The 25,727-nt window shown below is 68.7% G+C and carries 27 protein-coding genes and 1 pseudogene; 24 read left to right on the top strand and 4 right to left on the bottom strand.

Annotated features, from left to right (window positions below; genetic code table 11):
- Positions 1-8 precede the first annotated feature (8 nt).
- Positions 9-563: a hypothetical protein gene (locus RI578_RS14610; protein ID WP_310871504.1), complete on the top strand. Its 555-nt coding sequence runs from the start codon at positions 9-11 to the stop codon at positions 561-563.
- Positions 564-654: 91 nt separating this feature from the next.
- On the opposite strand, the gene RI578_RS14605 is transcribed toward RI578_RS14610, so the two are convergent.
- Positions 655-2,361 (bottom strand): glycoside hydrolase family 18 protein, encoded by a 1,707-nt coding sequence (locus tag RI578_RS14605; protein ID WP_310871503.1) that lies wholly within the window; start codon positions 2,359-2,361, stop codon positions 655-657.
- Between the two features lie 394 nt (positions 2,362-2,755).
- On the opposite strand from RI578_RS14605, the gene RI578_RS14600 reads away from it, so the two are divergent.
- The 13 genes from RI578_RS14600 to RI578_RS14540 all read left to right on the top strand — a co-directional run bounded on the left by RI578_RS14600 (position 2,756) and on the right by RI578_RS14540 (position 13,280).
- Positions 2,756-3,622 (top strand): hypothetical protein, encoded by an 867-nt coding sequence (locus RI578_RS14600; RefSeq protein WP_310875763.1) that lies wholly within the window; start codon positions 2,756-2,758, stop codon positions 3,620-3,622.
- 83 nt (positions 3,623-3,705) lie between these two features.
- On the top strand, positions 3,706-4,413 hold the full coding sequence (cpaB, locus tag RI578_RS14595; protein WP_310871502.1) for a Flp pilus assembly protein CpaB: 708 nt from the start codon (positions 3,706-3,708) through the stop codon (positions 4,411-4,413).
- 8 nt (positions 4,414-4,421) lie between these two features.
- Entirely contained in the window at positions 4,422-5,684 is a 1,263-nt protein-coding gene (locus RI578_RS14590; RefSeq protein WP_310871501.1) for an AAA family ATPase, read from the top strand.
- Positions 5,681-6,091 carry a TadE/TadG family type IV pilus assembly protein gene (locus RI578_RS14585; RefSeq protein WP_310871500.1) on the top strand — a complete coding sequence of 137 codons (411 nt, stop codon included), beginning with the start codon at positions 5,681-5,683 and terminating at the stop codon, positions 6,089-6,091. The genes RI578_RS14590 and RI578_RS14585 overlap by 4 nt, the downstream gene beginning before the upstream one ends.
- A 133-nt stretch (positions 6,092-6,224) precedes the next feature.
- Positions 6,225-6,572, top strand: a complete 348-nt coding sequence (locus RI578_RS14580; RefSeq protein ID WP_399063094.1) for a TadE/TadG family type IV pilus assembly protein — start codon at positions 6,225-6,227, stop codon at positions 6,570-6,572.
- An 18-nt stretch (positions 6,573-6,590) separates the two neighbouring features.
- Positions 6,591-7,928, top strand: a complete 1,338-nt coding sequence (locus tag RI578_RS14575; RefSeq protein WP_310871499.1) for a CpaF family protein — start codon at positions 6,591-6,593, stop codon at positions 7,926-7,928.
- A gap of 224 nt (positions 7,929-8,152) precedes the next feature.
- Positions 8,153-9,097 (top strand): type II secretion system F family protein, encoded by a 945-nt coding sequence (locus RI578_RS14570; RefSeq protein ID WP_310871498.1) that lies wholly within the window; start codon positions 8,153-8,155, stop codon positions 9,095-9,097.
- A 16-nt stretch (positions 9,098-9,113) separates the two neighbouring features.
- Positions 9,114-10,007, top strand: coding sequence for a DUF5936 domain-containing protein (locus RI578_RS14565; protein ID WP_310871497.1), 894 nt, complete (start codon positions 9,114-9,116; stop codon positions 10,005-10,007).
- A gap of 455 nt (positions 10,008-10,462) precedes the next feature.
- Entirely contained in the window at positions 10,463-10,663 is a 201-nt protein-coding gene (locus RI578_RS14560; RefSeq protein WP_310871496.1) for a hypothetical protein, read from the top strand.
- Positions 10,660-11,271: a pilus assembly protein TadG-related protein gene (locus RI578_RS14555; protein ID WP_310875761.1), complete on the top strand. Its 612-nt coding sequence runs from the start codon at positions 10,660-10,662 to the stop codon at positions 11,269-11,271. Before RI578_RS14560 ends, RI578_RS14555 begins: the two co-directional genes overlap by 4 nt.
- A 16-nt stretch (positions 11,272-11,287) precedes the next feature.
- Positions 11,288-11,863 carry a hypothetical protein gene (locus RI578_RS14550; RefSeq protein ID WP_310871495.1) on the top strand — a complete coding sequence of 192 codons (576 nt, stop codon included), beginning with the start codon at positions 11,288-11,290 and terminating at the stop codon, positions 11,861-11,863.
- 7 nt (positions 11,864-11,870) lie between these two features.
- Entirely contained in the window at positions 11,871-12,500 is a 630-nt protein-coding gene (locus tag RI578_RS14545) for an OmpA family protein (RefSeq protein WP_310871494.1), read from the top strand.
- Positions 12,501-12,920: 420 nt separating this feature from the next.
- Positions 12,921-13,280, top strand: coding sequence for a hypothetical protein (locus RI578_RS14540; protein ID WP_310871493.1), 360 nt, complete (start codon positions 12,921-12,923; stop codon positions 13,278-13,280).
- Positions 13,281-13,318: 38 nt separating this feature from the next.
- Here RI578_RS14540 and RI578_RS14535 read toward each other — a convergent pair whose 3' ends face one another.
- Positions 13,319-13,696 (bottom strand): DUF192 domain-containing protein, encoded by a 378-nt coding sequence (locus tag RI578_RS14535; protein ID WP_310871492.1) that lies wholly within the window; start codon positions 13,694-13,696, stop codon positions 13,319-13,321.
- 325 nt (positions 13,697-14,021) lie between these two features.
- Between RI578_RS14535 and RI578_RS14530 the strand changes: the two genes are divergently transcribed.
- A complete protein-coding gene (locus RI578_RS14530) occupies positions 14,022-14,684 on the top strand; it encodes a hypothetical protein (protein ID WP_310871491.1) in 663 nt (220 codons plus the stop codon).
- Positions 14,685-14,689: 5 nt separating this feature from the next.
- Positions 14,690-15,709 carry a hypothetical protein gene (locus tag RI578_RS14525; protein ID WP_310871490.1) on the top strand — a complete coding sequence of 340 codons (1,020 nt, stop codon included), beginning with the start codon at positions 14,690-14,692 and terminating at the stop codon, positions 15,707-15,709.
- Between the two features lie 180 nt (positions 15,710-15,889).
- Here the strand turns inward: RI578_RS14525 and RI578_RS14520 are convergent, their stop codons facing one another.
- Complete coding sequence (locus RI578_RS14520) at positions 15,890-16,420, bottom strand: hypothetical protein (protein WP_310871489.1); 531 nt, start codon at positions 16,418-16,420, stop codon at positions 15,890-15,892.
- Between the two features lie 108 nt (positions 16,421-16,528).
- Between RI578_RS14520 and RI578_RS14515 the strand changes: the two are divergent.
- From RI578_RS14515 to RI578_RS14485, 7 genes and pseudogenes are all read left to right on the top strand, one after another.
- Positions 16,529-16,778 (top strand): annotated as a pseudogene (locus RI578_RS14515) (hypothetical protein); the annotation flags it as partial.
- Between the two features lie 121 nt (positions 16,779-16,899).
- On the top strand, positions 16,900-17,217 hold the full coding sequence (locus tag RI578_RS14510) for a hypothetical protein (protein ID WP_310871488.1): 318 nt from the start codon (positions 16,900-16,902) through the stop codon (positions 17,215-17,217).
- Positions 17,214-18,578 carry a putative T7SS-secreted protein gene (locus tag RI578_RS14505; protein ID WP_310871487.1) on the top strand — a complete coding sequence of 455 codons (1,365 nt, stop codon included), beginning with the start codon at positions 17,214-17,216 and terminating at the stop codon, positions 18,576-18,578. The genes RI578_RS14510 and RI578_RS14505 overlap by 4 nt, the downstream gene beginning before the upstream one ends.
- 84 nt (positions 18,579-18,662) lie before the next feature.
- Positions 18,663-19,256: a hypothetical protein gene (locus tag RI578_RS14500; protein ID WP_310871486.1), complete on the top strand. Its 594-nt coding sequence runs from the start codon at positions 18,663-18,665 to the stop codon at positions 19,254-19,256.
- A gap of 15 nt (positions 19,257-19,271) precedes the next feature.
- Entirely contained in the window at positions 19,272-19,946 is a 675-nt protein-coding gene (locus RI578_RS14495) for a hypothetical protein (RefSeq protein WP_310871485.1), read from the top strand.
- A 41-nt stretch (positions 19,947-19,987) separates the two neighbouring features.
- Positions 19,988-20,860: an LLM class flavin-dependent oxidoreductase gene (locus RI578_RS14490; protein ID WP_310871484.1), complete on the top strand. Its 873-nt coding sequence runs from the start codon at positions 19,988-19,990 to the stop codon at positions 20,858-20,860.
- Positions 20,861-20,956: 96 nt separating this feature from the next.
- Positions 20,957-21,748: a class I SAM-dependent methyltransferase gene (locus RI578_RS14485; protein ID WP_310871483.1), complete on the top strand. Its 792-nt coding sequence runs from the start codon at positions 20,957-20,959 to the stop codon at positions 21,746-21,748.
- A gap of 48 nt (positions 21,749-21,796) precedes the next feature.
- On the opposite strand, the gene RI578_RS14480 is transcribed toward RI578_RS14485, so the two are convergent.
- A complete protein-coding gene (locus tag RI578_RS14480; protein ID WP_310871482.1) occupies positions 21,797-22,993 on the bottom strand; it encodes a winged helix DNA-binding domain-containing protein in 1,197 nt (398 codons plus the stop codon).
- Between the two features lie 1,047 nt (positions 22,994-24,040).
- Between RI578_RS14480 and RI578_RS14475 the strand changes: the two genes are divergently transcribed.
- Positions 24,041-25,366 carry a PhoH family protein gene (locus RI578_RS14475; RefSeq protein WP_310871481.1) on the top strand — a complete coding sequence of 442 codons (1,326 nt, stop codon included), beginning with the start codon at positions 24,041-24,043 and terminating at the stop codon, positions 25,364-25,366.
- The last annotated feature ends 361 nt before the right edge of the window (positions 25,367-25,727 follow it).

Here is a 25,727-nt window from a genome sequence, read left to right as displayed (position 1 = left end):
CGTTCGGCATGTTGCATGAAATCGAGGACGTCGAGCAGGAGCGGCTCCGGTTGTCGCGCAGACCGTCGATACAGGATGTGCCGCCTGTGCTGTGCGCCTTCGACGTCCGGACCAGCGGCGAGGTCTCCGAGCTGGGGGAAAGGGCGCGGTCCGTGCTCGGTCCCGCACTGCGGCTGGCGGAATCACAACCGTACGAGGGCGAAGACCTCCCGGTGGACGCGATCCCCGACTGGTTCTCCGCTGCCGGACGGGGAAGTGGGGTGGCGCCTCCGGAATTCGCGGTGCGGGGTGCGGAGCGCTATGCGGCCGCGGTCGGACGAGGGGCGTGGGATCTCCAGGAGTGGCTTTACCAGTTCGATCCTGATTCCGAGTTCCGCGGCTGGGCGTGGTGGGACCTGACCCGGGCGGACGAGCAGCAGGCGCGCTTGTGGGTGGACACGTGGGGGGAGTCCTTCTTCGCCTGCGACGAACTTCGGTGGCTCTTGTACGTCTCAGGCGCTGTAGAGGTGAAGGGACCGATCCTGACACGGTCCGAGGACTGGGTCGCCGCGGTCGCGTCCTGACGAGTGACGGCCACCGGAGCACACGTGGCCGGTGATTGAGGGAGGCCCCTGGCGCCGTGGGTGCCAGGGGCCGGAGTGGGAACAACCATGGCTACGGCAGCGCGTGCACGTGCGCCCCCACCGCGTTCGACCACCCGTTGCCCGCCGTCGCGTCCCAGTTCGTGGACCAGGTCATCGCGCCCCGCAGGTCGGGGTACGTCCTCGACGGCTTGAAGGAGCCGCAGTTGACGGCCTTCGTCAGGCAGTCGAGGGCGTTGTTCACCACGGACGGGGAGACGTAGCCGCCGCCCGCCGCACGGGTGGAGGCCGGCAGACCGAGGCCGACCTGGGACGGGTCGAGGCCGTTCTCCAGCTGGATGCAGGCCAGGGCGGTGAGGAAGTCGACCGTGCCCTGCGCGTACACCTTGCCGTCGCAGCCCAGCATCGTGCCGCTGTTGTAGTACTGCATGTTGACGACGGTGAGGATGTCCTTCACGTTCAGCGCCGTGCGGAAGTACGAGCCCGACGTCGACTGCATGTCGATCGTCTGCGGCGCCATCGTCAGGATCATGTCCGGGCCCGCCTTCGCCGACAGGGCGCGCAGGGCCTGCGTCATGTAGGTCGGGTTGAGACCGTTCTCCAGGTCGATGTCGACGCCGTCGAAGCCGTACTCCTGCATCACGGACCAGACCGAGTTGGCGAAGTTCGTCGCGGAGGCGGAGTCGTTCACCGAGACGGTGCCCTTCTCGCCGCCAACCGAAATGATGACCTTCTTCCCGGCGGCCTGCTTCGCCCGGACGTCCGCCTTGAACTGGTCGACCGTGTAGCCGCCGAGCCCGGCCGAGTCGAGGTTGAAGGTGACCGCGCCCGGCGTCGCCGTCGCGTCCGCGAAGGAGACCGCGATGATGTCGTACTGGGCGGAGACGTCCGAGATCTTCTGGACCGTCGCCCCGTTGTCGAAGTTCTGCCAGTAGCCGGTCACCGCGTGCTTGGGCAGGTCGCCGCCCCCGCCGCCGCCCTGCTCCGTCGTCCGGGCCGTCACCGCGGCCGACCTCGCCGACTCACCGGCCGCGTTCGTCGCCGTGACCTGCATGGAGTACGACGTGGAGGCCGCGAGGCCGGTGATCGTCGCCGACGTGCCGGTGACCGCCGTCACCTTCGTACCGTCGCGGTAGATGTTGTAGCCGGTGGCGCCCGACACCGCGTTCCAGGTGAGCGACGCCGAGGAGGACGTCGTACCGGAGACGCTCAGACCCGCCGGGGCCGACGGAACCGTGGGCTCCGGCTCACCGTCGCCGCCGCCTCCGTCGGGGCCGAAGACGGACAGGTCGTCGGCGTAGTAGGCCGACTGCCCGTACCAGCCGTGCGTGAACACGGTCACCGAGGTCGTCGAGGAGCCCGTCGTGAACTTCGTCGACAGCTGCTTCCAGGAGGCCGAGTCCGGGGTCCAGGTCGACACGTCCGTCGTACCCGTGCCCGTCACGCCCAGGTAGGCGTACCCGCCCTGGACCCACGCGCTCAGCGTGTACGTCGAGCCGGGCTTCACCTTCACCGTCTGGGAACACCGGGCGTTGTCCTGCCCGCTCGGTGACGCCTTGAGCGCGGCCGAGCCGCCGTGCGCCGGGGAGGAGACGCTCGTACCGCTGTTCGCCGAGCAGGACCAGTTGCTCAGACCGGCCTCGAAGCCGGCGTTCTTCGCGTTGTTGACGTCCGCGGCGGACGCCTGGCCGACGGCCGTGACCGAGAGGGCGAGCGCGGCGGTGACGGCTCCCGCCCAGAACTTCGTCCGTCTGCCGAACCGTCTGTGCACGGGCTCCATTGAGGCCTCCGGTGGGGGAGTGGGGGCATTGAGGTAAAGGTGGTCCAGACCAATTGAGAGTGTCAAGGGGTAGGTACGGACCAAGTTCACGACCGCTCGCCGGACTTGGCGCCGTCCGGGACGCACTCCCCTGCTCGCTCGGTCACCGCCCGGTCACCGCCCGGTCACCCACCGAAAAATGCTCAACCTGCCCCGATTTGCCGCACCTTGTGCAACACAAGTTGTTCCACAGCTACAGAAACGCTGTTCTCCGGTCACAGACGCGTGGATACAGTGCTCGGGTAGTCACGCAGTGAAGTCATCCGGGTGTGCCGCAGTGACACCGGCAGACCGACGGGCATGGGGAGACGGGGAGCCGCGCGTGCCAACTGCCATTGCCGTGACCGGTGCCGACATGGCACTGCCGCCGCAGGACGAACGGACGCTGCCCGCGGTCGTGCTCCAGGACGTCGACCAACGTCCGCTGGAGCACGCGCTGGCCGAGCTGCAGTCGCTGGTCGACCAGCACGGGCACGTGATCGTGGTCTGCTCGCAAGCCCTCCCGGAGAGCGTCGAACGACGGCTGCACACCGTCCGCGCCCTCCTGGAGACCGACCGCATCGCCCTGTTCCGGCCGCCCCTGCCCCCGCTCGGACTCGCCGTACTGGCCCGACAGTTGCGGCAACTGGCCTCCTGCGACCTCAGCCCCGGCGTCCTCGCCTCGGCCGGCCGTCTCCTCACCCACTACATCCACGCCGGCGCGCTCCTCGGCTCCGTCGCCCGGCTCGACCACGTCCCCGTCGGCCTGAAGTCGCACGCCAGGTCCTGGATGCCGGGCAGCCAGTTCGGCGTCGTGGCGCATCCCGTGCCGCAACTGGTGCGGATCGGCCCCGAGGCCGCCCTCGACGGACCCGAGTTCGGCACCTGGCTGCTGGTCGCCAAGGGCCAGCTGCCGTCCGACTGGGTCGCCGGCACACTCGCCCCCTCCTGGCGCGTGCAGGGACTGCGCGAGATGCCGCTGCCGGCCGAGTCCCCCGGCTGGTGGGGCACCGGAAAGGTGACCGAGTTCTGCGCCTACCTGCCCGACCTCTCGGTCCTCTACCAGTTGGTCACGTCGGTGCGGCAGAGCACCTGCCACTGGTGCGGCATCGACGTCATCGGCGACCGGTGCGTGTTCTGCTCCGCGACACCACCGGTGTACGACACGACGCCGGCGTTGCCCGGCGCCCGCCGGGACGCCGCTCTCGGCCACCGCCGTGAGAGACGAGCCCTCACCGGGTAGGCCGCACCGCGCCGCTCCCCTCGCTCAGCCCGCCCGCCATCCGATCCGGTTCGACCGATTCCCCCAATGAGGTTGCACGGCACATGAACTCCCGTCAGCGCCGCGGCATCATCCTGCTGATCCTGTCGGTCCTCTGCGCCCTCGGTGCCTTCGCCGGCGTGCTCTCCGTCGTCAACGACGTGAAGTCCAAGGTCGGACCCGAGGTCACCGCGTACCGGCTGAAGACCGACGTGCAGCCCTACACGCCCCTCGGCGCGGGGCAGTTCGAGGAGATCGAGATGCCCGAGCGCTGGCTGTCGGAGAACGCCGTCACCGACCTCGGCCAGGTCCGCGGCAAGATCGCCGTGACGACGCTGAAGAAGGGCTCGTTGCTGCAGAGCGACATGATCGTCGACCAGCCCGCCCTGCGACCGGGGCAGCAGGAGGTCGCCATCATGATCGACGCGGCGACCGGCGTCGCCGGCAAGATCACACCCGGCTCCAGCGTCAACGTGTACGCCACCTTCGAGGGGGAGCGCGAGGGCGACCCCGCGCAATCCAAGATCATCGTCACCAACGCCAGGGTCATCGACGTGGGCGACCTCACCTCGCTGCAGCCCGACGAGAACAGCCGGGACCGGGAGCCCACCGACGCCGTCCCCATCACCTTCGCACTGTCCACCATCGACGCCCAGCGCATCACCTACGCCGAGTCGTTCGCCCAGCGGGTCCGGCTCGCGCTGGTGGCGCCCGGCGGCGACACCACGGTCCCCGACAAGGACCGGACGTACGAACTCGCGAAGGACAAGTGAGAGCCCGTATGCCCACGAGGATCCTCCCGGCAGTCGGCGACCCGGACGCCGTACGGTCCATCACGACCCTGCTCAGCCAGCTCCCGGACGCCGAACCGGTCGCCCCGGTGACCGACTCCACCCAGCTCGTCGACACCCTGGCCCGCCTCGCCGCCGAGTCGGTCGACGAACTGCCCGAGGTCGTGATCGTCCACGAGCGCATCGGTCCGGTCCCGGCCCTGGAGCTGATCCGCGAGGTCGCCCTCCGCTTCCCCGCCGTCGGCGTCATCCTCGTCACCTCCGACCCCGGCCCCGGCCTCTTCCAGGCCGCCATGGACTACGGCGCCCGCGGCCTGGTCGCCCTCCCGCTCGGCTACGAGGAACTGGCCAGCCGCGTCCAGGCGGTGGCCCAGTGGTCGGTGGGCGTACGCCGGCACCTCGGCAGCGCCGTCGACGTGTTCACCGGAGCCGGCGGCACCGTCGTCACCGTGAGCGGCGCGAAGGGCGGCGTGGGCGCGACCATGACCGCCATCCAACTGGCCCTGGCCGCTCAGGCGTCGGGCCGCCCCACGGCCCTCGTCGACATGGATCTCCAGGCCGGCGACGTCGCCTCCTACCTGGACGTCCAGTTCCGCCGCTCCGTCGTCGACCTCGCCACCATCACGGACATCTCCCCGCGGGTCCTGGCCGACGCCGTCTTCCGCCACGACACCGGCCTCGCCCTGCTGCTCGCCCCCGGCGAGGGCGAGCGCGGCGAGGAGGTCACCGACCGCGCCACCCGCCAGATCGTCAGCGCCCTGCGCGCCCGCTACGAGGTCGTCGTCCTCGACTGCGGCGCCCAGCTCGGCGGGGCCGGCGCCGCGGCCGTGGAGATGGCCGACTCGGCGCTGCTGGTCACCACCCCCGACGTGGTGGCCGTGCGGGGCGCCAAGCGGGCGGTGCGGATGTGGGACCGGCTGCAGATCCGCAAGGCGGAGGAGACCACCGTGGTCGTCAACCGGCACACCCGGGCCACGGAGATCCAGCCCCCACTGATCCAGAAGATCACCGGCACGGCGGTCGCGGCCACCACCGTCCCCGCCAACTTCAAGGAGCTCCAGGGCGCCGTGGACGCCGGCCGCGTCCACGAACTGGACAGCAAGGGCACGGTGAAGCAGGCCCTGTGGGCCCTCGCGGGCGAACTGGGGCTGGTCAGGGCCGCCGAGGCAGACCACCGCAAGGGCGGCGGCCGGTTCCGCGGCGGCGACCGGGGGTCGGTGAGCTTCCGGCGGCGGAAGGACGGTGCGGGATGAACGGCTTACGGCGCCGGCCCCGGGACGCCCGGCCCGCGGGAGGGGACGCGGGCCAGGTCACCATCGAGTTCCTCGGCATGACCCCGGTGATCATCGCGACGCTGGTGGTGCTGTGGCAGCTCGTACTCGTGGGATACACGTACACGCTCGCGGGTAATGCTGCGGACGAGGCGGTACGGGCGGCGACGGCGGCGGACCGGGGGGCGCGGCAGGGGGCCTGCCAGGAGGCGGGCCGGGACAAGCTGCCCGGCGCGTGGGAGGGGGGCGCCGAGGTGAGCTGCGACACCGCGGGCGGCTATGTCACAGCCGACGTGCGCATCGAGGTGCCCATCCTCTTCCCGGGCACGGTCAGCTTCCCGTTCACCGTGCACGGCCACGCGGGGGCCGTCGAGGAGGAGACCGACTGAGATGCCGTACTCCTCGAACTCCGTGAACTCCGTGAAGTCCGTGAAGTCCGCGAACTCCGCGAACTCGTCGTGCTCCACGAACGACCGCGAGCGGGACCGTGGCCAGATCGCCCGCGAGCGGGACCGTGGTCAGGTGGCCGTCGGGCGGGACCGTGGCCAGGTGGCCATCGAGTACCTGGGATTCCTCCCGATCCTGATCATCGTCGCCATGGCCGCCGTACAGCTGGGCCTGATCGCGTACACCGCCCAGCAGGCCGGTACGGCGGCCCGCGCCGGCGCCCGCAGCGCCTCGCTCCAGGAGAGTGCGGGGGAGGCGTGCGCGGCGGCGGTCAGCAGCTGGCTCGCGGACGGCACCGACTGTCCACCGTCCTACGGCGGCGACGAGGTGACGGTCACCGCGACCGTCGATATCCCCTCGATCGTCCCCGGCTGGGACTTCGACCCCGCCACCCGGACGGCCACCATGCCGCTGGACCACTGACCGAGGAGCCGAGGACGCATGAGCCTGCGCGCACGCATCCACTCCCCCGAGGAGCACGGCAGCCGGGGCGAGGACGCACACCTGGTCGCCTCCTACCGGGCCAAGCTGCTGGAGGAGATCGACCTCGCCGAGATGAGCTCGCTGGCGATGGCCGAACGCCGGGCCCGCCTGGAGAGGGTCCTCGGGCACATCATCAGCCGCGAGGGCCCGGTCCTGTCGACGGTCGAGCGCTCCCAGCTGATCCGCCGGGTAGTGGACGAGGCCCTCGGCCTGGGCATCCTGGAACCCCTGCTCGAAGACGCGTCCATCACGGAGATCATGGTCAACGGCCCGGACGCCATCTTCGTCGAACGCGGCGGCCGAGTCGAACAACTCCCCCTGCGCTTCGCCTCCAACGACCAGCTGATGCAGACCATCGAGCGCATCGTCTCCACGGTCAACCGCCGCGTCGACGAGTCGAACCCGATGGTCGACGCCCGCCTCCCCTCCGGCGAACGCGTCAACGTCATCATCCCCCCGCTCTCCCTCACCGGCGCTACCCTCACCATCCGCCGCTTCCCGCGCTCCTTCACCCTCCACGAGCTGATCGGCCTCGGCTCGCTCGACGAGCACATGCTGTACCTGCTCGCCGGCCTGGTGCAGGCCCGCTTCAACATCATCGTCTCGGGGGCGACCGGCACCGGAAAGACCACCCTCCTCAACGCCCTCTCCGGCCTGATCCCGGAGACCGAACGCATCATCACCATCGAGGACTCGGCGGAACTCCAGCTCCAGCAGGCGCACGTCATCCGCCTGGAGTCCCGCCCGCCGAACGTCGAGGGCCAGGGCCGCGTCACCATCCGCGACCTCGTCCGCAACTCCCTCCGCATGCGCCCCGACCGCATCGTCGTCGGCGAGGTCCGCGGCGGCGAGTCCCTCGACATGCTCCAGGCCATGTCGACCGGCCACGACGGCTCCCTCGCCACGGTCCACGCCAACAGCGCGGAGGACGCCCTGATGCGCCTCCAGACCCTGGCCTCCATGTCGGACGTGGAGATCCCGTTCGTCGCCCTGCACGACCAGATCAACAGCTCCGTCGACGTCATCGTCCAGCTCACCCGCTTCGCCGACGGCGCCCGCCGCATCACCGAGATCGCCCTGCTGGCCAGCCACGGCGGCGAACCGTACCGCCTGGCCACGGTCGCCCGCTTCAACGCCCAGCCCATGACCGCGGACGGCCGCATCTACGGCGCCTTCGAGTACTACCCCCTCCCACGCCGCACCGCCGAGCGCCTCTACATGGCGAGCCAGCCGGTCCCGCAGGCCTTCGGCGTGGCCCACACCGCGGAACAACTCGCGACCCGGGAGGCCAGATGACCGGACTGGTGGAAGCCAGGAAGCAGCCGCCTGCGGCAAAAGCCATGAAGGCCAGACCCCAGCCGCCCCGGTAGAAACCAGCAAGCCAGACACCAACCACCCAGCCAGAAACCACGCAAGCCAGAAACCACGCAAGCCAGACACCAGCCGCCCCGCCAGAAACCACGCAAGCCAGACACCAGCCGCCCAGCCAGAAACCATGGAACCCAGGTAGGAACCGCCCGATGGAACTGGAAACGCTCGTCACGCTCACCACCGGCATCACGGTGCTGACCTGCGCCCTGGCGGTCATGGGCCTGCACTCCTACGCCGCCGGCAAGGCCCAGCGCGCGGCCCTGGTCGACCGCCTCTCCGCCACCGGCCGGCCCCCTTCCGCCGGACGCCCGCGCCGCTTCCGCACCCTGGACCGCCGCCTGCGCCGCACGAAACTCGGCCGCAAACTCGAACTGCGCCTGGCGGCGACCGGCCTGGACGTCACGCCGGGCGAGTTCTTCGTCTACATGCTCGCCACGGTCGCGGGCCTCTGGCTGATCGGCCAGGCCGCACTGGCCCCCTTCTTCGGCCCCCTCGCCGGCCTGCTGGGCATCGGCGTGGCGATCCAGTTCCTCAACTGGCAACGCCAGAAACGCATCGAGAAGTTCATCAACCAGCTCCCCGAACTCGCCCGCATCCTCGCCAACGCCACCCAGGCGGGCCTCGCCCTGCGCACCGCCATCGGCATGGCGGCGGAGGAACTGGACGCCCCGGCCGGCGAGGAGCTGGGCAAGGTGGCCGACCAACTGGCCATCGGCGCCTCGATGGACGACGCTCTCGGCGAACTCGCCGACCGCCTCCCCTCCCGCGAACTGGTCGTCCTGGTCACCACCCTGGTCCTCTCCAACCGGGCGGGCGGCCAGGTGGTCAGCGCGCTGCGCAACCTGACGGACACGCTGGAGGAGCGCAAGGAGACCCGACGCGAGGTCCGCACCCAGCTGTCCCAGGTCAGCATGACGTCGTACGCCGTCCCCGTGCTGGGCGTCGGCTCGTTGTTCCTGATGAACGGGGTGAAGGACGGCGCCCTGGAGCGCATGACGGGCTCCCCGGCCGGCCAGACCGCGGTGATCATCGCGTTCGCGCTCTACGCGGTCGGCTTCGTCCTCATCCGCCGCCTGTCCCGTATCGACGTCTGAGGGGGAGTTGACCGACATGGGACTGGGACTACTCCTCGCCCTGCTCATGGGCCTGAGCGTCTGGGGCGTCTTCGCCGGCATCCGCATTTACCGGGCCGACGCCAAACTGCCCCACGACCTCGCCCTCGCCCTGGAAGTCGGCTCGACCCGCACCGGCGCGGTGGACTCCCTCATCGACCGCATGGGCATGCGCTACGCCCCCGCCGTACTGCGCCTGATGGGCCCCGCCCTGGTGGCCAAGTACCGCCGCAGGATCGACCTGGCCGGCAACCCCGGCGGCCTGACCATCGACCGCTACGCCGCCCGCCGCGCGGTCTACGGCTTCCTGGGCGCGGTCGGCTTCCTGGTCTTCCTCCTGCGCGGCCAGTTCGTGGTCGCGCTGCTGTTGCTGGCCTTCGGCGCGTTCTGGACGGAGGTCGGCATCTGGTCGGCGATCCGCATCCGCAAGGACGAGATCGAGCGCACGCTCCCCGACTTCCTGGACGTCCTGGCGGTGGTGGTCAGCGCCGGCCTGGGCTTCCGCCAGGCCCTGGACCGGGTGGCGATCCGCTACGAGGGCCCGTGGGCCGACGAACTCCGCATCACCCTGCGCCAGATGGACCTGGGCATGAGCCGCCGCGAGGCCTTCGCGGAGCTGCGCCGGCGCAACGACTCGGAACAGGTGGCGATGTTCGTGACGGCACTCCAACAGGGCGAGGAACTGGGCGCACCCATCGTCGACACCCTGGTCGCCCTGGCCAAGGACATGCGCCGCACGGACGCCCAGAACGCCCGCCGCAAGGCCGCCCGCGCGGTCCCGAAGGCCACGATGATGATCACCACCTTCATGGTCCCGGCCACGATGATCCTCCTCGGCGCCGGCCTGATCCTCGGATCGGGCACGGACTTCGGCACGATCACGGGCGAGTAGGGGGGGGAGGCAGGAGGACATCATGCCGATCAAGCGGCCGCAGCCGCGAAAGGAGGGCGGCGTAAACGACAAGAGTGCGACTGCACACGAAACGACAACATCAACAAGTGTTGCGCCGCAGCCCAATCGGGCGAGTTTCGAGCAACGCCTTTCGCACATGCAATCACCTGTGGGAGAGTCATTGACTGGTGCTCCCGACAGGACGAGGTCCCAACTGAGCGCGAAGGAGGTGGAGATCGTGGACGACGCGACATCCGGCACGACCAACCAGAAGACCGCCGCCACCCACCCCCGCGACCCCCGCCGAGCGGCTGCGCCCAGGGTGACCTCGCTGGACCGACTCACAGCACGTGACGGGGCCCACGACGGTCCCCCGGGGACCTCGGACTCGAGGGCCCTCCCGCCGCACGTTCCGCACGACGAACGCGGCATCGTCCACCCTGGAGGGGAACACCATGACCAACTGGCTTCACACCACCACCGCCTACCTGCACTCCCGCGCCACCGCCCGCAACGACAAGGGCCAGACGGCTGTGGAGTACCTGGGCATCATCGCGGTGGTGGTGGCGATCGTGCTGGCGATCACGGGGACGGATATCGGGCAGACGATTTTCGATGCGATCACATCGAAGATCGCCGAAGTAACCGGTGGCTGAGCCGGCTTCGTAAGCACAGCGACGCAGGGCAGGCTTTCCCCATCTACATCACGGTGGTTGGGGGCCTGCTCTTTCTTGCACTCGCCTACTTCGCAGTCGGCCAGGCCGCAGCGACGCGCAGTGAGGCGCAGACGGCGGCAGATGCTGCGGCGCTCGCTGCGGCTTTGGAAACGCGGGATCAGCTTGCCGATCAGTGGTTCACGAGCATCCTGGAGCCCGACTCATGGCAGGCCATTTTCGACGGCAAGGCGCCGGTTTCCAGCGCGTGCTGGCGTGCTCATGAGCTCGCGGCACGCAATGATGCGAGCGTGACTTGCCATCCGGACGGGCTGCTGGCCTACACCGTTGTTGCGGAGACCAACGAGACGGTCGGGGACAGCATCGTTCCCGGCACGGAGGATCAGAAGGCAACTGAATCTGCCACTGCCGTCATCGAGGCTCGCTGTTCATTCGAACTGCCCGCTGAGGACGCCGGTGAAGATGACCTGCCGAGTCTCTCGTGCAAGGGCGAGGAATGGGAACTGAGCCCGGACGACCTCGTGGATCTACCGAAGCCCGAGGATCTGTTCGACGTCCACCTGGCCTCCTCACAAGCGAATGACGAGTGACGAAGGAATCCAAGACATGAGCATTCGGTTCACCAAGACGGTCCGTAGGGGGACGCTCGCACTAGCTGTCCTGGCGAGCCTGACCCTCGGCGCTGTCGGCTGCGGTGGTGGTGGCGACGAGAAGCCCAAGGCTTCGGCGTCGGCCTCGAAGGAGGACGGGACCGGACCGAGTGCTCAGGATGGGGATACAGAGGAGCCATTGGCCGAGCTGCGGGGAAGCAACGGACTGCTCCTGCAGATCATCTCTGCTGAGCGGGACTCGGGTGGCTTCGTGACCGTGAACGGCGAGCTGAAGAACGACGGTGACAAGAGTGTCGCGATTCCATCTGCGTTGAGCGGGAACGAGACAGAGATCATCAGAAACGGCAGGTCGCTCGGCGGTGCGACACTTGTCGACTCCAAAAGCAAGAAGCGGTACTACGTGCTGCGTGACACGGATGGTCGTCCGTTGACGACCACGGGTTTCTCCACGATAAAGGCTGGCGACCGTGTGGCTGTGTTCATGCAGTTCCCGGCCCCACCAACGGACACCACCGAGGTCACGTTCCAACTACCGACCTTCGCCAGCGCGACCATCTCCATCTCCGGGTGAGGCCACCATGACCCCGACCCTGCGCCTCACCCGTGCCCTGACCACGGCCACCCTCTTGCTCGCCTCGACCCTGTACGGCACGACCACCGCCCACGCCGAAGACGACCCCGACGACCCCCCGGGAACTGAGCCCTCCGCCTCGGCTCCCGTAGAGGTGGACCCCAACGACCCGGACCTCAAACTCCCGGACGGCGCCACGCTCGCGCAGGCGAAGGTGCTGGACATCAAGTCGGTCGTGGAGGAGCAGAGCGGCGACGAACGCCGCGAGGACACCAACACGAGCGTGACCCTCGCGCTCCAGGCAGAGGTGCTGTTCGGAAAGGACAGCGCGAAACTCGGCGGCGAGGCGAAGTCCCGGATCACAGGCATCGCCGAGGAGATCAAGACCCAGAACGCCACCCGAGTCCGCGTCTTCGGCTTCACCGACAACCTCGGCTCCTCCGCCCACGGCGACGTACTCTCCAAACAGCGCGCCAACGCCGTACACGACATCCTGTCCCAGACCCTGAACGACCCCGGCATCACGTACGAGGTCCGCGGCTACGGCGAGCAGTACCCCATCTCCGACAACTCGACGGAGGCCGGCCGCAAGAAGAACCGCAGGGTCGAGGTCACGTTCCCGCGCACGGAAGGCTGACCGCCTCGGAGTGACACTTCGCCCGAGAGGGACGGATGCCCGGCTCCTCTCAGCGTGAGGCGCTGAACGCCGGCGCTCTCCAGGATCCGCTCGTGCCGACCGGGCGTCGTGACCGAGTCGGGTGGGAAGGCTGGTCGGCGAGAGCCGGAGCGAGGGGCGCCGAAGGGCGGAGAGGGGGAGCGCACCATGGCAGCGAAACCGCGGCTCAGGAAGCGATCACCGGGCACGAGGACTCGAGCGGGCACGAGTCTCGTACTCGCGGCGCTGCTCGCGCTGATGACGACAACCGGCTGCGACAGCGCTACCGAGCCGACCGGGACAACCACAAGCGGTGACCAAGCAGCGAAACCCAGCGCGACGCCCCGCCCTTCACCCCCACCCGATTCCTCCGACGACCCCACCGGCACCACCCACCCCCCGGTGTCGGCGGCGGACGGACGAGACATCGGCGCCTGCGCGGACGGTGATTGCCAGATCCTGGTGTCCGAGCCGGTCACCGTACGTTTCGAAGGCCCGTCCGGCGCGGCGGCGACGCTCAAGGTGACCAAGGTCGGCCCGAACGAGGTCGCCTACACGGTGAAGTCGGGCCATGGCCAGTCCAAGGGCAGCGCCCATGGCCCGGGACAAGGCTGCATCACAGTTCTCCGCAGCAACGGCAGCGGCAACTCCTGCGGTGGACTGGGCGACGGCGCCAGGCCGAGCGCCCAGCCCGGAGCCGTGGTGATCCAGGCAGCGACAGGAGAGGTCGGTACGACGATCCTCGACATCGTTTCCGACTGACGCGCCAGGAAGCCGAACGACCACCTGCTCACCTGCCCCTAACCTTCCACGACCGCGACCTGCACTCCTGCCTTCACTCCCCACTCGGCCATCGCCCCGGCCTCCGCCTCCAGCACATGGCGGGAACGCAACCGGGGCAGCCCGATCCTGCCCGCCCGCATGGTGCGCACGGCGATGACGACGAACCGCCGGTCGAGGTAGGCGACGTCGATGGGCATCCGCATCCGCAAGGTGTGCACGCAGTTGGCAGGGGACAGGAGAATCGCCCCCTCTACGGAGTCCCGCCCCAACAACCCCTTGGTGCGAGCACGGTATGAGCCGGCGATCTCCAACGGAACACGGACGCTCCCGCCGTCGGCCTCCCCTCCGACGACCAACACGCCCGAGCCGTCCCGCCACCGCCACCGCCGTCCCATCCTTGATCCCCTCCCGCAGCCGCATTCCGTCCCACGGAACGTATCTGCCCTGGGGCAGTCCCGGCGTGGGCCAACGAACCCGAACACGGTCGGGTCCCTTTGCTACTTCCTGTGCGAAACGAGCTGAGACGAAGCAGCGGGCGGGACGTCCCAGAGGCGCGGCACTCTCACGTTACGCAACAGTTATGACCCAAGAAGACACACGTAAGGCCGATTTGACCTCACGGGACGCCATCGGGAAGCAGGTTTCACCCTGGTGCCACTCGACCCCGGTGGATAGCGTTGCTTCGCTCGAGAGAAGCCTCGTCCCACCCAGGAGTCGACCGTGAATCGCCGCCCCACCCTGCTCGCAGCGCTCACGCTGACCGCCGCTGCGGCCCTGACGCTGTCCGCATGCGGAAGCGACGACAGCCCCTCCAGCGACGAGGACAAGATCGCGGGGGCGGACACGGGCGGCGAGCCGTCGGCGTCCCCCAGCTCACCCGCCCCCTCAACGGCAGGAGACGGGCGGCCGGAGATCAATCTCCCCTCCGATCTGAAACTGGTCTTCGAGGAGACCGAGACCGGAGACCCGGTGAAGGACGCCGTACTCGCCGACAACGCGGAGCGAATGCGAGCCGTCGACGCCGCGATCGCTGGAACGGACCCCAAGGGCGAAGCCCTCGGCTTCTACAACACGGGCAAGGCATTGGAAGCTGCCGTGTCATGGGTCGCGCAGTTCGAGAAGGCCAACGCCACTCTGACCGGTGAGGCTCGGTACTTCGAGCGGAGGGTGACGCTCAAGGGCAAGACGTCGGCCGTCCTCACGTTCTGTGCGGATGAGAGCAAGGGCTTCAGCAAGGACAAGAAGACCGGCGAGATCGCCAAGACGCCTGTCACCAAGAACAGCTACGTCCTGTACAACACCAGGCTGGACAAGAACGCCGACGGCGTCTGGCAGACATCTCAGATCATCTCCACGAGGGGGGCTGCCCAGTGCCAGCCGTAGCGAGGATGTCGGTATGCGCGGCCGTACTGGCGGGCGCCACCGTGCTGTTTTCAAGCCCGACGGCCTGGGCCGACTTCGTGCCCGGCGGTGAGGGGACCGCCTCTGAGACACAGGTGGACGGCGGGCAGGAAGACCGAACTGTTTCGGCGACCGCCGGCGCTGTCGTCTTCGACCGTTCCAACAACGGGTCGGGCCAGTCGGCGGGCCCCGTGGCATCGGCGACGAACTGGACCCCGCCTGCTTGCTACTACGCCCCGAAGTACACACCGGAGCAACTGCAGAAGGCCCTGGAACCCGTCTGGCAGGCCGAATCGACCGGGTACCAGTGGGATGCCGAGCAACGCGACAAGTATGTGAACGGGCACCCGTACAAGGACTTCAACAAGGAAAAGTCCGGTGACGGCTACTGGTGGGACTCCTACGTCACAGACGGAAGGGAGGGCGACCCTGGTGCGCTCGATTGCACGAAGCCACCCTTCTGGGTGGACACCGATGACGATCCGCCGGCGGACATCCCGCAGGCGATCACGCCGGAGGTCCTCGCCCAACTCGCCTATGCCGAGATTCGCGTGCCCAGCACGGAAGTGGATCTCGCACCGGAGAACGCCACGAAGGTGAACCTTCCGACCTGGGCATGGCTCGACGGTGCGAAGTTCAAGCCTGTGTCGGTGACGGCTTCGGTGCCCTTGCTGGGCGTCCAGGCGACCACCACGGCCGAACCGGTGTCCGTGGAGATCGACCCGGGTACGGCGGACGCCGAGACCTACCCTGCCTCCGGCGTGTGCGAGATCGAGAACGGCGCTATCGGTGAGCCCTACGCCCAGGGAAAGGCTGATGAGACACCGCCCTGCGGAGTCAAGTACCTGCGGTCCTCCGGTGACGGGTCGTACCAGCTGAAGGCGACGGTCACCTGGAAGATCCACTGGACCGGTACCGGCGTCGACGGTGAGCAGAACTTGCCCGACGGCGCCTTCGGTGGGGAGCAGGACGTCGTCGTCCAGGAGATCCAGGCCGTCAACCGCTGATGCAGATACACCCAGCTCCACCGCGCACGCCATGGAAGTCGGTGAATACTCGACCGCTGTCCGTCCTTGTGCGCGAGGGCAGTTCCAGGGACTGGGTGGCATCGACGGGCCGGGGCCGACACTGCCGTGATCCGCAACCCTGCCTCCTGGGCCTCTACCACGGGGTCCGGCTCTGACCGGTCAGCCGTAGGGGTTGGAGGAGAACTCGGGACGGTCGCAGGGGAAATCGGGAGGGAAGAATGGAACGACCGTCGCGCGTGTGAGCACGTCGAGGATCATCGCCGTCGAACTGCGAGGCGAGACGACGGCACGCAAACTGCCCGCTTGGATGATCGCGGTCGGCCACTCCTCCGGATTTCCACGACTGATCCAAACCAGTAGGTCGGCGTTGTCCGTGACCCCCCATTGGACGAGATCGTCGGCATCGAAGCTGAGTTCTCCCAAGTCTTCATGAGCTGCGCTGAGTTGCTTGCCCCGCCACATATCCCGGAGGTCGCGGGTGCGCTCGGCGATGTCGAGCTGGTCGCTCGAGGCCCCCTCCGCGAAAATCCACAGAAATTCGTCGAAACACCCCGTTCCATAAATTTCTACTAGTGCCTTATGGCTGGTCGGGACAGTGATGCGTCCGGTAGCCCGGGCGAGTGCCGGGTTAGCTGGAGGGGGGCACAACGTCGTGAGGAGAGACAGGGCGCTCCCATCCGCGTTTTCCATGATCAGTTTTCCTCTCACATGTTCGGCAGTCTGCTGCTGAAGGACCAGCCGAAGTCGTCGACGGCCTCAATGAGTACATGGCTGGGGACATCACCCCCGTTCGCGTACCTTCCGACCTGGGCGTGGCTCGACGGTGCGAAGTTCAAGCCTGTGTCGGTGACGGCTTCGGTGCCCTTGCTGGGCGTCCAGGCGACCACCATGGCCGAACCGGTGTCCGTGGAGATCGCCCCGGGTACGGCGGAGCCGGGATCTACTGAAGGCGACGGACACCTGGAAGATCCACTGGGCCGGTGCCGGCGTCGACGGTGAGCAGGACGTCATCGTCCAGGAGATTCAGGCCGTCAACCCTGACCGGTGACGCCAGCCCTCAGTGCGGTATGTGATCCTCCGGAGGGGGTCAGTAGTCACTTGCACGCCACGAAAACCGGATGTCGTCGTTCCTCTCATCGGTGCAGGTGGACCGGAGAGGGGACGGACACATGGCGGAGCGGCTTGCCGTTGACGGCGACGAACTCGGGCGGTTCATGAAGTCGCTGAGGGAGTCGTCGACCTCGCTCAGAGGCGTCCGAAAGGCACTGTCGGACGCCACGATCACCGGCCTCGGCACGGACGACCTCGACTCGGCGTGCGAGGCCTTCCAGGAGGACTGGAAGTACGGCTCCGAGGAGATCGGCAAGCAGACCGAGGATCTGGCCGACATCATCGGCAAGAGCAAGGACAGTTACCTCGAAGTCGACAAGGCGCTCGAGGAAGCGGTGCGGAAGGCGCGCGAGGACAAGAGCGGCGGCAAGAAGTGACCGTCACCGCCGGAAACGACCAGTACGGTGCCGCGCTCGACCCGCAGTCCCGTGCCGACCTCGGCAAGCCGCAGGGGCTCAAGTCCGCCCCGCGAATCCCGAACCCCTGTTATCCGCACCTCGGCTTCAACCCCGTACCGGGCGACACGGAGACGGTACGGGGCCTGCGGAAGAAGCTCAGCGGTTGCGCCAAGGTCCTTCAGGAGACCCACGACCTCGTCACCAAGCTCCTGGACGGCAGCTACTGGAAGGGCGACGCCGCGGTCGCCTTCCGGGAGCAGCTCGATGGCGGTCCGCTGCCGCTGAACCTCAAGAACGCGGCGCACTCCGTCCGCAAGGCGGCCAGGCAACTGGACCGCTGGGAGGGCGAACTCGACGACTTCCAGCGGCGGGCCAAGAAGCTCGAAGAGGACGCGAAGGAAGCCCAGGCCGCGGTCGACCGCGCACAGGGCCGCGCGAACAAGGCCGGCGACGATCCCGACCTCAAGAAGGACGGCGCCGATCACGACGCCGCGCAGAAGGCGTTGACGCGCGCGAACGCGGATCTGGACGACGCCCAGGCCGAGCTGAAGAAGATCATCGGCAAGGCGAAGAGACTCGCCGAAGAACACGAGGAAAAGGCCGGCTACCGGGCGGGCAAGATCCGCGACGCCACGAAGAAGCTGGTGCCGCATGAGCCGGGTTGGTTCGACGAGGTACTGGACTGGCTGGGCGACAACCTGCCGGACATCCTCAGCTTCACGGCGGGGCTCATCGGGGTGGTGGCGCTTCTCCTCGCGGGGCCGCTGGGGTGGAGTCTCGCGGCAACTGCCGCTTTGATGCTTACGGCTTCTGGGATCAGCGGGACCGCCCTTGCCTTGCGACTCACCGACCCGGAAGTGCGAGCGTCCTTGTTGGACGGCATCACCAAGGGAGAACTCGATGCTGACTTCTGGAGCAATGCCGTCTCCCTGGGAGCGGATGCCGCGGGTGCGCTGCCGGGCGTAGCGGCAGTTTCTAAGGGCTCGTTCGAGGCGACGCGAGCTCTTCGGAGAAGTAGCCAAGTGCTTGATTTCTGGCAGAAAGCGGGCACCTATGGTTCGAAGGTTATCGATGAGGCAGGGGCGATCAGCAATCTCGAGAATTCTATGATTGCTCGAGCCGTGCGCGGTTTCAGTGATCCCGGTCGAGCGGCTAAGGCAATTGCCGGAACTTCGGGCCTGACCGGTGTCGGCACAGGCGGGTTCGGGCTGTACAACAAAGCCGTAGACGCAGAGGACGACGGCATCAAGGACGGCACCGTCGCCGGCATCGACGGCTCACGCCTCATCCTCGACAGCGGTGGCCTTGTTGACATCGCACGATACGTCTTCTGTCGTTAGCCAGGAAGGGAAGGACTCTTGAACCCCGTTGACTGTGCGACTGCTTGGGAGCACCCACCTACACGTCGGGCCTGGGTCAGTCATATGGCGATGAACGTTGTCGGCTTCATCGGCTGGGCCGGTGGCTGGGTCGCATTGCTTGGGGTATCGCTCTACCTGGAAGGCTGGGCCGTTTGGGTGTTCCTTCCGTACTTCCTTTACGGTCCATACCGCGCTTTGACGCAATTGCGATACTTCCCCGCAGCGCTGTGGATGCTGCGCATCTTGCGCACCTATCCATGGCAAGTCCTGCATGGTGTTCCGTACGGGCTTAGTGATCGGCCAGAGGTCATCAGTAGGCATTATGGCTGGTTCGAGTTGCCCATTCCGGGCCGTCCGGGTCAACTATTGCCAGTGGTTTTCACTCAGCATCTTCGCTTGGAGTGGTGGTCTCGGCGTATGGCGCCTCGTGCCGAGCCGCGTCTGAAGGCGCAAATCGAAGAGATCTGGTTCGCGGGCGACGTGCGATTCGTGGGTGTAATTGCTGTGCCCACGCGGAAGGGGCTTGCGCCTCGACGTCTGCACGTCATCGAACAGCGGATGGACGCCCAGAACGGTCGGCGGTTCATTGACTGGGGTGCTGGTCCTGATGACATCGAGCGCGGCCAACAAGCGGGTGTCTGTCCCGCGCCCTTTTAGTCGCATGGAGATTCTGTGAGCAGCCTTGAGATCGTCATCCACGACTCCGTGAACGACGCGCAGGCAGACCTGTGGTTCGCCGAACCAGCCGGCTTCATGGCTCTGCCACTGGACTGCCTGCTCGCCGAGCCCGGTTCGCCGGACGCCGAAAGGATGCGCGCGGCCGTCGCTCCGCTACTCGACGCTGCGCCCGGCGAAATGGTTCGTCAGCAGCTAGTTGCGCAGCTTGCGTCGGGGCAGCAAATGCTCGCAACCCTCTGCGACTTCGGCACCGTCCACTGCTCGATCGGCCTGCACCGCGATGACGTCGGAGGCCAGGCGAGTAGCGGCGCGCAGCCTCTGCTCTCCCTCTTCGCGATCTCCTGGCGTGACACGAACGTCGCTCCACGCGCCGTCACGGCGGCCCGTGCGGTCACGGCGGGTGAGGGGTATACGGACATCGTCTTCCAGGAACTCCCTTGTGGGCCGGCGGTTCTCAGTGAGACCACGCATCGAGCTGCCGCCGACAGCGGGCTGCCTCAGCAACCCCTCCTCCAGATTCACGCCCACATCCCGCACCCGGACTGCAAGCGCCTGGCCGTACTCACGTTGAGTACCACGGCCACGGCGCGTCGGGAGGAGTACCGGGCGATCCTGCGGCAGGTCGTCGAGACGGTCAGGTTCGAGAAGCCCCTGGGGGCCGACTCGTAATGTTGTTGTCCGGCGGACCCGGCCGAAGGTAGGAAGGCCCCATGACTGGACTTGGCGCCGTATTCCGCCCCCAGCTCGCCCCCGAGCGGCTGCGTGCCGTGGCGCGCGTCGCCGATGAGGCCGGGCTCGAGGAGCTGTGGCTGTGGGAGGACTGCTTTCGCGAGGGTGGGATCTCCGCTGCCGCCGCCGCGCTCGCCTGGACCGAGAGGGTTCGGGTCGGGGTCGGGCTGCTGCCCGTGCCGTTGCGGAACGTGGCCGTCACCGCCATGGAGGCCGCCACGCTGCACCGGATGTTCCCCGGCCGCGCGATCCTCGGCGTCGGGCACGGGGTGCAGGACTGGATGGGGCAGGTCGGGGCGCGGGTCGAGTCGCCCGTCACGCTGCTGCGGGAGCACCTCCTGGCACTGCGGGCGCTGTTGGGTGGGGAGCGGGTGACGACCGAAGGGCGTTACGTACGGCTCGATGACGTCGCGCTCGACTGGCCGCCGGGGGAGGGGGTCGAAGTGCTCGCCGGCGCCACCGGGCCCCGTTCGCTGCGGCTCGCGGGGGAGGCCGCCGACGGGACCGTTCTCACCGCGGCCACGCCGCCCGACGGGGTGCGTCGGGCTCGGCGGCTCATTGACGAAGGGCGCGCGGCGGCCGGGCGGACGGAGGCGCACAAGGTCGTCGTGTATCTCCTGGCCGCCACCGGGCCCGGCGCCGGCGAGCGGTTGCGGGCCGAGCTGGTCGCCGAAGGTGTCGGATCGGTGCCGGATCTCGGCGTCGCCGGGGACGCGGGAGCCGTCGCCAGGGCCGTGGAGAGGCTGGCCGAGGCGGGGGCCGACACCGTGATCCTCCAGCCGACCGCTGACGAGCCCGATCCGGAGGGATTCGTGCGGTTCGCCGCCGAGGAGGTCCGGTCCTTGGTCGCCTAGCCAGGTCCGGTCCCTGGTCGCCTAGCCAGGTCCACCGCCGCCGTTTCATGGCCCACGCCGCCCCGCCCGTCCTACGTTGATCGGACTCATCTCCTCATGGCTCAGCCCAACACCCCTACCTTCGACGAGCTCGTGGCCGAAGGAGCCTCCGTGCCCACCGAAGGGTGGGACTTCTCCTGGTTCGAGGGGCGGGCCACCGAGACGCGGCCGTCCTGGGGGTACGCGCGGTCCATGGCGGGTCGGCTGGCCGAGGCCGACGCCGTACTGGAGGTGCAGACCGGGGGAGGGGAGGTTCTGGACCGCGCCCTCGAAACCGCTGCCCCGCGCCGTCCCCGTCTCGTCGTCGCCACCGAGGGCTGGCCCCCCAACGTCGCCAAGGCCACCGCGCTGCTCCGCCCTCGCGGCGTCCCCGTGGTCGCCTCGCCCGACGACGCGCCCCTGCCCTTCGCGGACGGAGCCTTCGACCTGGTCGTGAGCAGGCACCCCGTCGAGCCGCACTGGGGTGAGGTCGCCCGTGTGCTCGCGCCCGGCGGTACGTACTTCGCCCAGCACGTCGGGCCCGGCAGCGTCTTCGAGCTCATCGAGTACTTCCTCGGGCCCCAGCCGGAGGAGAGCCGGAACCACCGTCACCCCGAACGAGAGCGTGCCGACGCCGAGGCCGCCGGTCTGGAGGTCGTCGACCTGCGGGCGGAGCGGCTGCGGATGGAGTTCCACGACATCGGTGCCGTCGTTCACTTCCTGCGCAAGGTGGTGTGGATGGTCCCCGGCTTCACCGTCGAGGGGTACCGGGACCGACTGCGCGATCTGCACGAGCGCATCGAGGCCGACGGCCCCTTCGTCGCCCACAGCACGCGTCACCTCTTCGAGGCGCGCAAGCCGCGCCCCTAGGTCACGCCGCGCCCCCAGGTCGCAAGCCGCACCCGTACGCCGAGTCGCTCACGCGTGCGCGCCCACCGTCACCTCGCCCACCACCAACTCGGCCTCGGCTTCCAGTACCTCCCCGACCCGTGCCGCCTGCGCCGCCAGCTCCCGCTGCTGCCGGGACGTCAGGCGGCCCAGCGGTTCGACCGTGACCGTCGTACGACGCCCCCGGCGCCGCTGGTGCCAGACGCCCGCCGCGACGCCGTCCACGAGCAGCACCGGGAAGTTGCCCGCCTGCCCGCCCGCCAGCGCACGCCGGTACGCGGCCCCGGGGAAGAGCAGCTCCCGCGGCTGTGCGGCGATGAGATACGCGTCGAAGTACGGCAGCAGCCGCACCCCACGCAGGAGATCTTCCTGCTCGGATCCGCCGGGGAAGACGGTGTCGCCCGCCACCACCCACGCCGGCGTTCCCTCGAAGTCGACCTGCTCGATCTCGCCCGCGGCGGCCAACTGGTCGTACAGGGCCCTGGCCCAGCCGGGCGGCGCCGCCAGCCACCGGGCGAGGTGCTGCGGTGTGGCCGGGCCGTACGCGTGCAGGTAGCGGCGTACGAGGAGCCGCAGCGCCTCCTCGGACCGCATCGGAGCGAAGTGGGGCGGGCGGGTGTACGTCACCTTGCGGCCGCGGTTCGGGCCGAAGGAGAGGGCGCCGGACTGGCCCGCCCGGTGCAGCGCCTGCCGCCAGCGCGGCCACATGGTCTGGAACGCCGGCATCACGAGGTCACCGGCCCAGGGACCGGTGCGGGCGACGACCTCCTCGCCGAGTTCGTCGATGGTCAGGAAGGTGCCGTCGAGGGCGTCGCCGATCGCCGACACGACCTGGTCCGCCTGCTCACGCGTGAGGCGTACGCCGGACGGGAAGGAACCCGGCCCGTCGGCGATCGCGGGCAGTGCGGCGCACCACATCGGCAGGTCGCGGGCCGGGAGCAGGTGCACCGTCCCGCGCGGACCGTGCGTCTTCACGAGCGAGGGCGGCGGCGGTGCGGAGGGCGACCCGGTCGGCCACAGGGACGTCCGTACGTCCGCCCGGGTGACGCCGTCGGTCCGCAGGCCGACCGACTGTTCGGCCGCCGACAGTACTTGGGCGTGGACGCCGAGCATCGCGTCGGCCACGTCGGCGACCGGTGTGCCCGTTCGGGCGGACATGGCCAGGAACTGCCGGTCCAGCCGGCGTGCGCTCGCCGCGCCCCAAGTGATCCCCGCTGTCTTCGTCATGAGGCGACGTTAGGAGGGGAGTAGGACAGGTCGCGGCCTGGTTGGTGCACGGAGGGGAAGGGTATTCCGGGGCGTATGCGGCGTACCTTCGCAAATATCGGCACGCCTGGTGACAGGGTGCGGAATCACCCTCCGATCCTCACAGGGTTCCCACATCGTTATTCAGCGTTGTCCACCTTGCGTCGAATCAGGCATTCCCGATCACGTAAGTTCGGAGTAGGTAATTCGCGTGAGCAAAGCTGCGCGTGTGGCACCGCGCAGTGGAGGGGGCTGCGCGGTGCCCGGTCAAGCGGGCGTTCGCCGGTGGGTTCACCCGGTGGAGGGAAGTGGGGGTGGTCCGCCGCCTGGTTCGCGGGGGCCGTCTGGGCCGCTCCGGATCGCCCATTCCGTCCCTTCGGCCCCTTCCGGCGCCCTGTTCACCTATGAATCCGCTGTGTTTTGGCCATGATTCAGGGCGGAATGAGCGCTTCCGGGGTCATCCGGGCGTCGCCGGGCAACTTCGGAGAGTAGTTGTGGCACGCCGATGCACGCAGCATCACTTACAAAGGGTTATGGTGGAAACCCCCCCTCGGGCCGGTCCGTCTCCCCCCCACGGACCGGCCCGTTTTTTCTGCCCTCCCGGCCGCACGCCTCTTCTCCTCGCCGGCCGACTTCCCTTCCCTCCCCCTCCGGGGCCCCGTGCCTCGCGCCGCGATCTCCCGGCGGGACGCCCGTAATGAGGAGTTCACCGGTGCGCCGTCCTGTGTCGTGGCATGGCGGCGCTTGTTCGAGGGCATAAGCCAAGCAGGTCGACGCCCGAACCACGGGTGTCGTATCTCAGCGGACGGCACGGAGCCGTCCGCCCGGGAGGCCCTTTGCACCAGCCCCACCGTGCGGTCACGGCACGGAAGGCGCGGCGGAGGGCCGGTTCGCGGCCCGCGCCGGTGCATGGCGGTCTTACGGACCTGCCTGACAGGCAGGCCCCAGACCGGTCGGCTCGTTCCCGCCCTTCCGGCCCAGCGTCCACTCCGTCGCTCCCCGACCTCTTCCGAGGGGGTACGTCCTTCCGTGGTGACCAGCACAAAGCGCCACAAGCCTGATCGGCGCACCTACGTTCTCGACACCAGCGTCCTGCTGGCCGACCCGAACGCTCTGAACCGCTTCGACGAGCACGAGGTCGTGCTCCCGATCGTCGTGGTGACGGAGTTGGAGGCCAAGCGGCACCATCCCGAGCTCGGCTACTTCGCCCGGCAGGCCCTGCGCCTGCTCGACGAGTTCCGGGTGCGGCACGGTCGCCTCGACGCCCCCATTCCGATCGGGGATCTCGGCGGCACCGTGCGTGTCGAGCTCAACCACTCGGACCCCAGCGTGCTGCCCACCGGCTATCGCCTGGGGGACAACGACTCCCGCATCCTCGCGGTGGCCCGCAATCTGCAGGCGGAGGGATTCGACGTCACCGTCGTGTCCAAGGACCTCCCACTGCGGATCAAGGCGTCCTCCGTCGGCCTGCTCGCCGAGGAGTACCGCGCCGAGCTGGCCATCACGGACGCCTCCGGCTGGACCGGCATGTCCGAACTCACCCTGCCGGGTGAGCAGGTGGACGTGCTCTTCGAGGAGGGCCGGGTCTACGTCCCCGAGGCCGCCGAGCTGCCGGTGCACACGGGCCTGACCATCCAGTCGGAGCGCGGCAAGGCCCTCGGCCGGGTCACGCCCGACGGCAACGTCCGCGTGGTGCGCGGCGACCGGGAGGCGTTCGGCATCAAGGGCCGCAGCGCCGAGCAGCGGATCGCGCTCGACCTGCTCCTCGACCCGGACGTCGGCATCGTGTCGATGGGCGGCCGGGCCGGCACCGGCAAGTCGGCGCTGGCGCTGTGCGCGGGCCTGGAGGCCGTGCTGGAGCGCAGGCAGCACCAGAAGGTGATGGTCTTCCGTCCGCTGTACGCGGTGGGCGGGCAGGAGCTCGGCTATCTGCCCGGCTCCGAGGCCGAGAAGATGAGCCCCTGGGCGCAGGCGGTCTTCGACACCCTGTCGGCCGTCACCAGCCGGGAGGTCATCGAGGAGGTGACCGCGCGCGGGATGCTGGAGGTGCTGCCGCTCACCCACATCCGGGGGCGCTCGCTGCACGACGCGTTCGTCATCGTGGACGAGGCGCAGTCCCTGGAGCGGAACGTCCTGCTGACCGTGCTGTCCCGCATCGGGGCCAATTCACGGGTCGTACTGACCCATGACGTGGCGCAGCGGGACAATCTGCGGGTCGGGCGGTACGACGGAGTCGTCGCCGTCATCGAGAAGCTGAAGGGTCATCCGCTCTTCGCGCACGTCACCCTGACGCGCTCCGAGAGGTCCCAGATCGCGGCACTTGTGACCGAAATGCTGGAGGACGGGCACATCTGACACTTCCGCGAACTCCGACCCGTGAGGGGCCGGTTACCCGAGAGTCGGCGCCGTCCGGAAAGGCCAAGAGCCTAGCCGGGCGGCGTCTTCGCGTGTGGGGCTTTCCGGGAATCCCCTGGGCCAAACGGGATGTGAGCTTTCACACGCAACACAGAATTGCCTCACCCCGCCGGGTTACGGCAGAGTCTCACTCCTGTCAGGCCCCGCATACGACACATCTGTACCCCCAGCGGTACGGCACCACAGACGCACCAGTCCAACTCCATAGCAGCGTCGTATGCCGCCCGAGCACCACGCGGCGCTCCCCTCGGGGGAGTTGTCCACCGGGCCCGTGCCTCCCGTGACCCGTTAGTTGGGGAGG

The sequence above is a fragment of the Streptomyces sp. BB1-1-1 genome (assembly GCF_031597775.1).
GTDB lineage: Bacteria > Actinomycetota > Actinomycetes > Streptomycetales > Streptomycetaceae > Streptomyces > Streptomyces thinghirensis.
The sequence above is the reverse complement of the archived record's forward strand: the minus strand, read 5'-3'. Positions and strand labels throughout refer to the sequence as shown.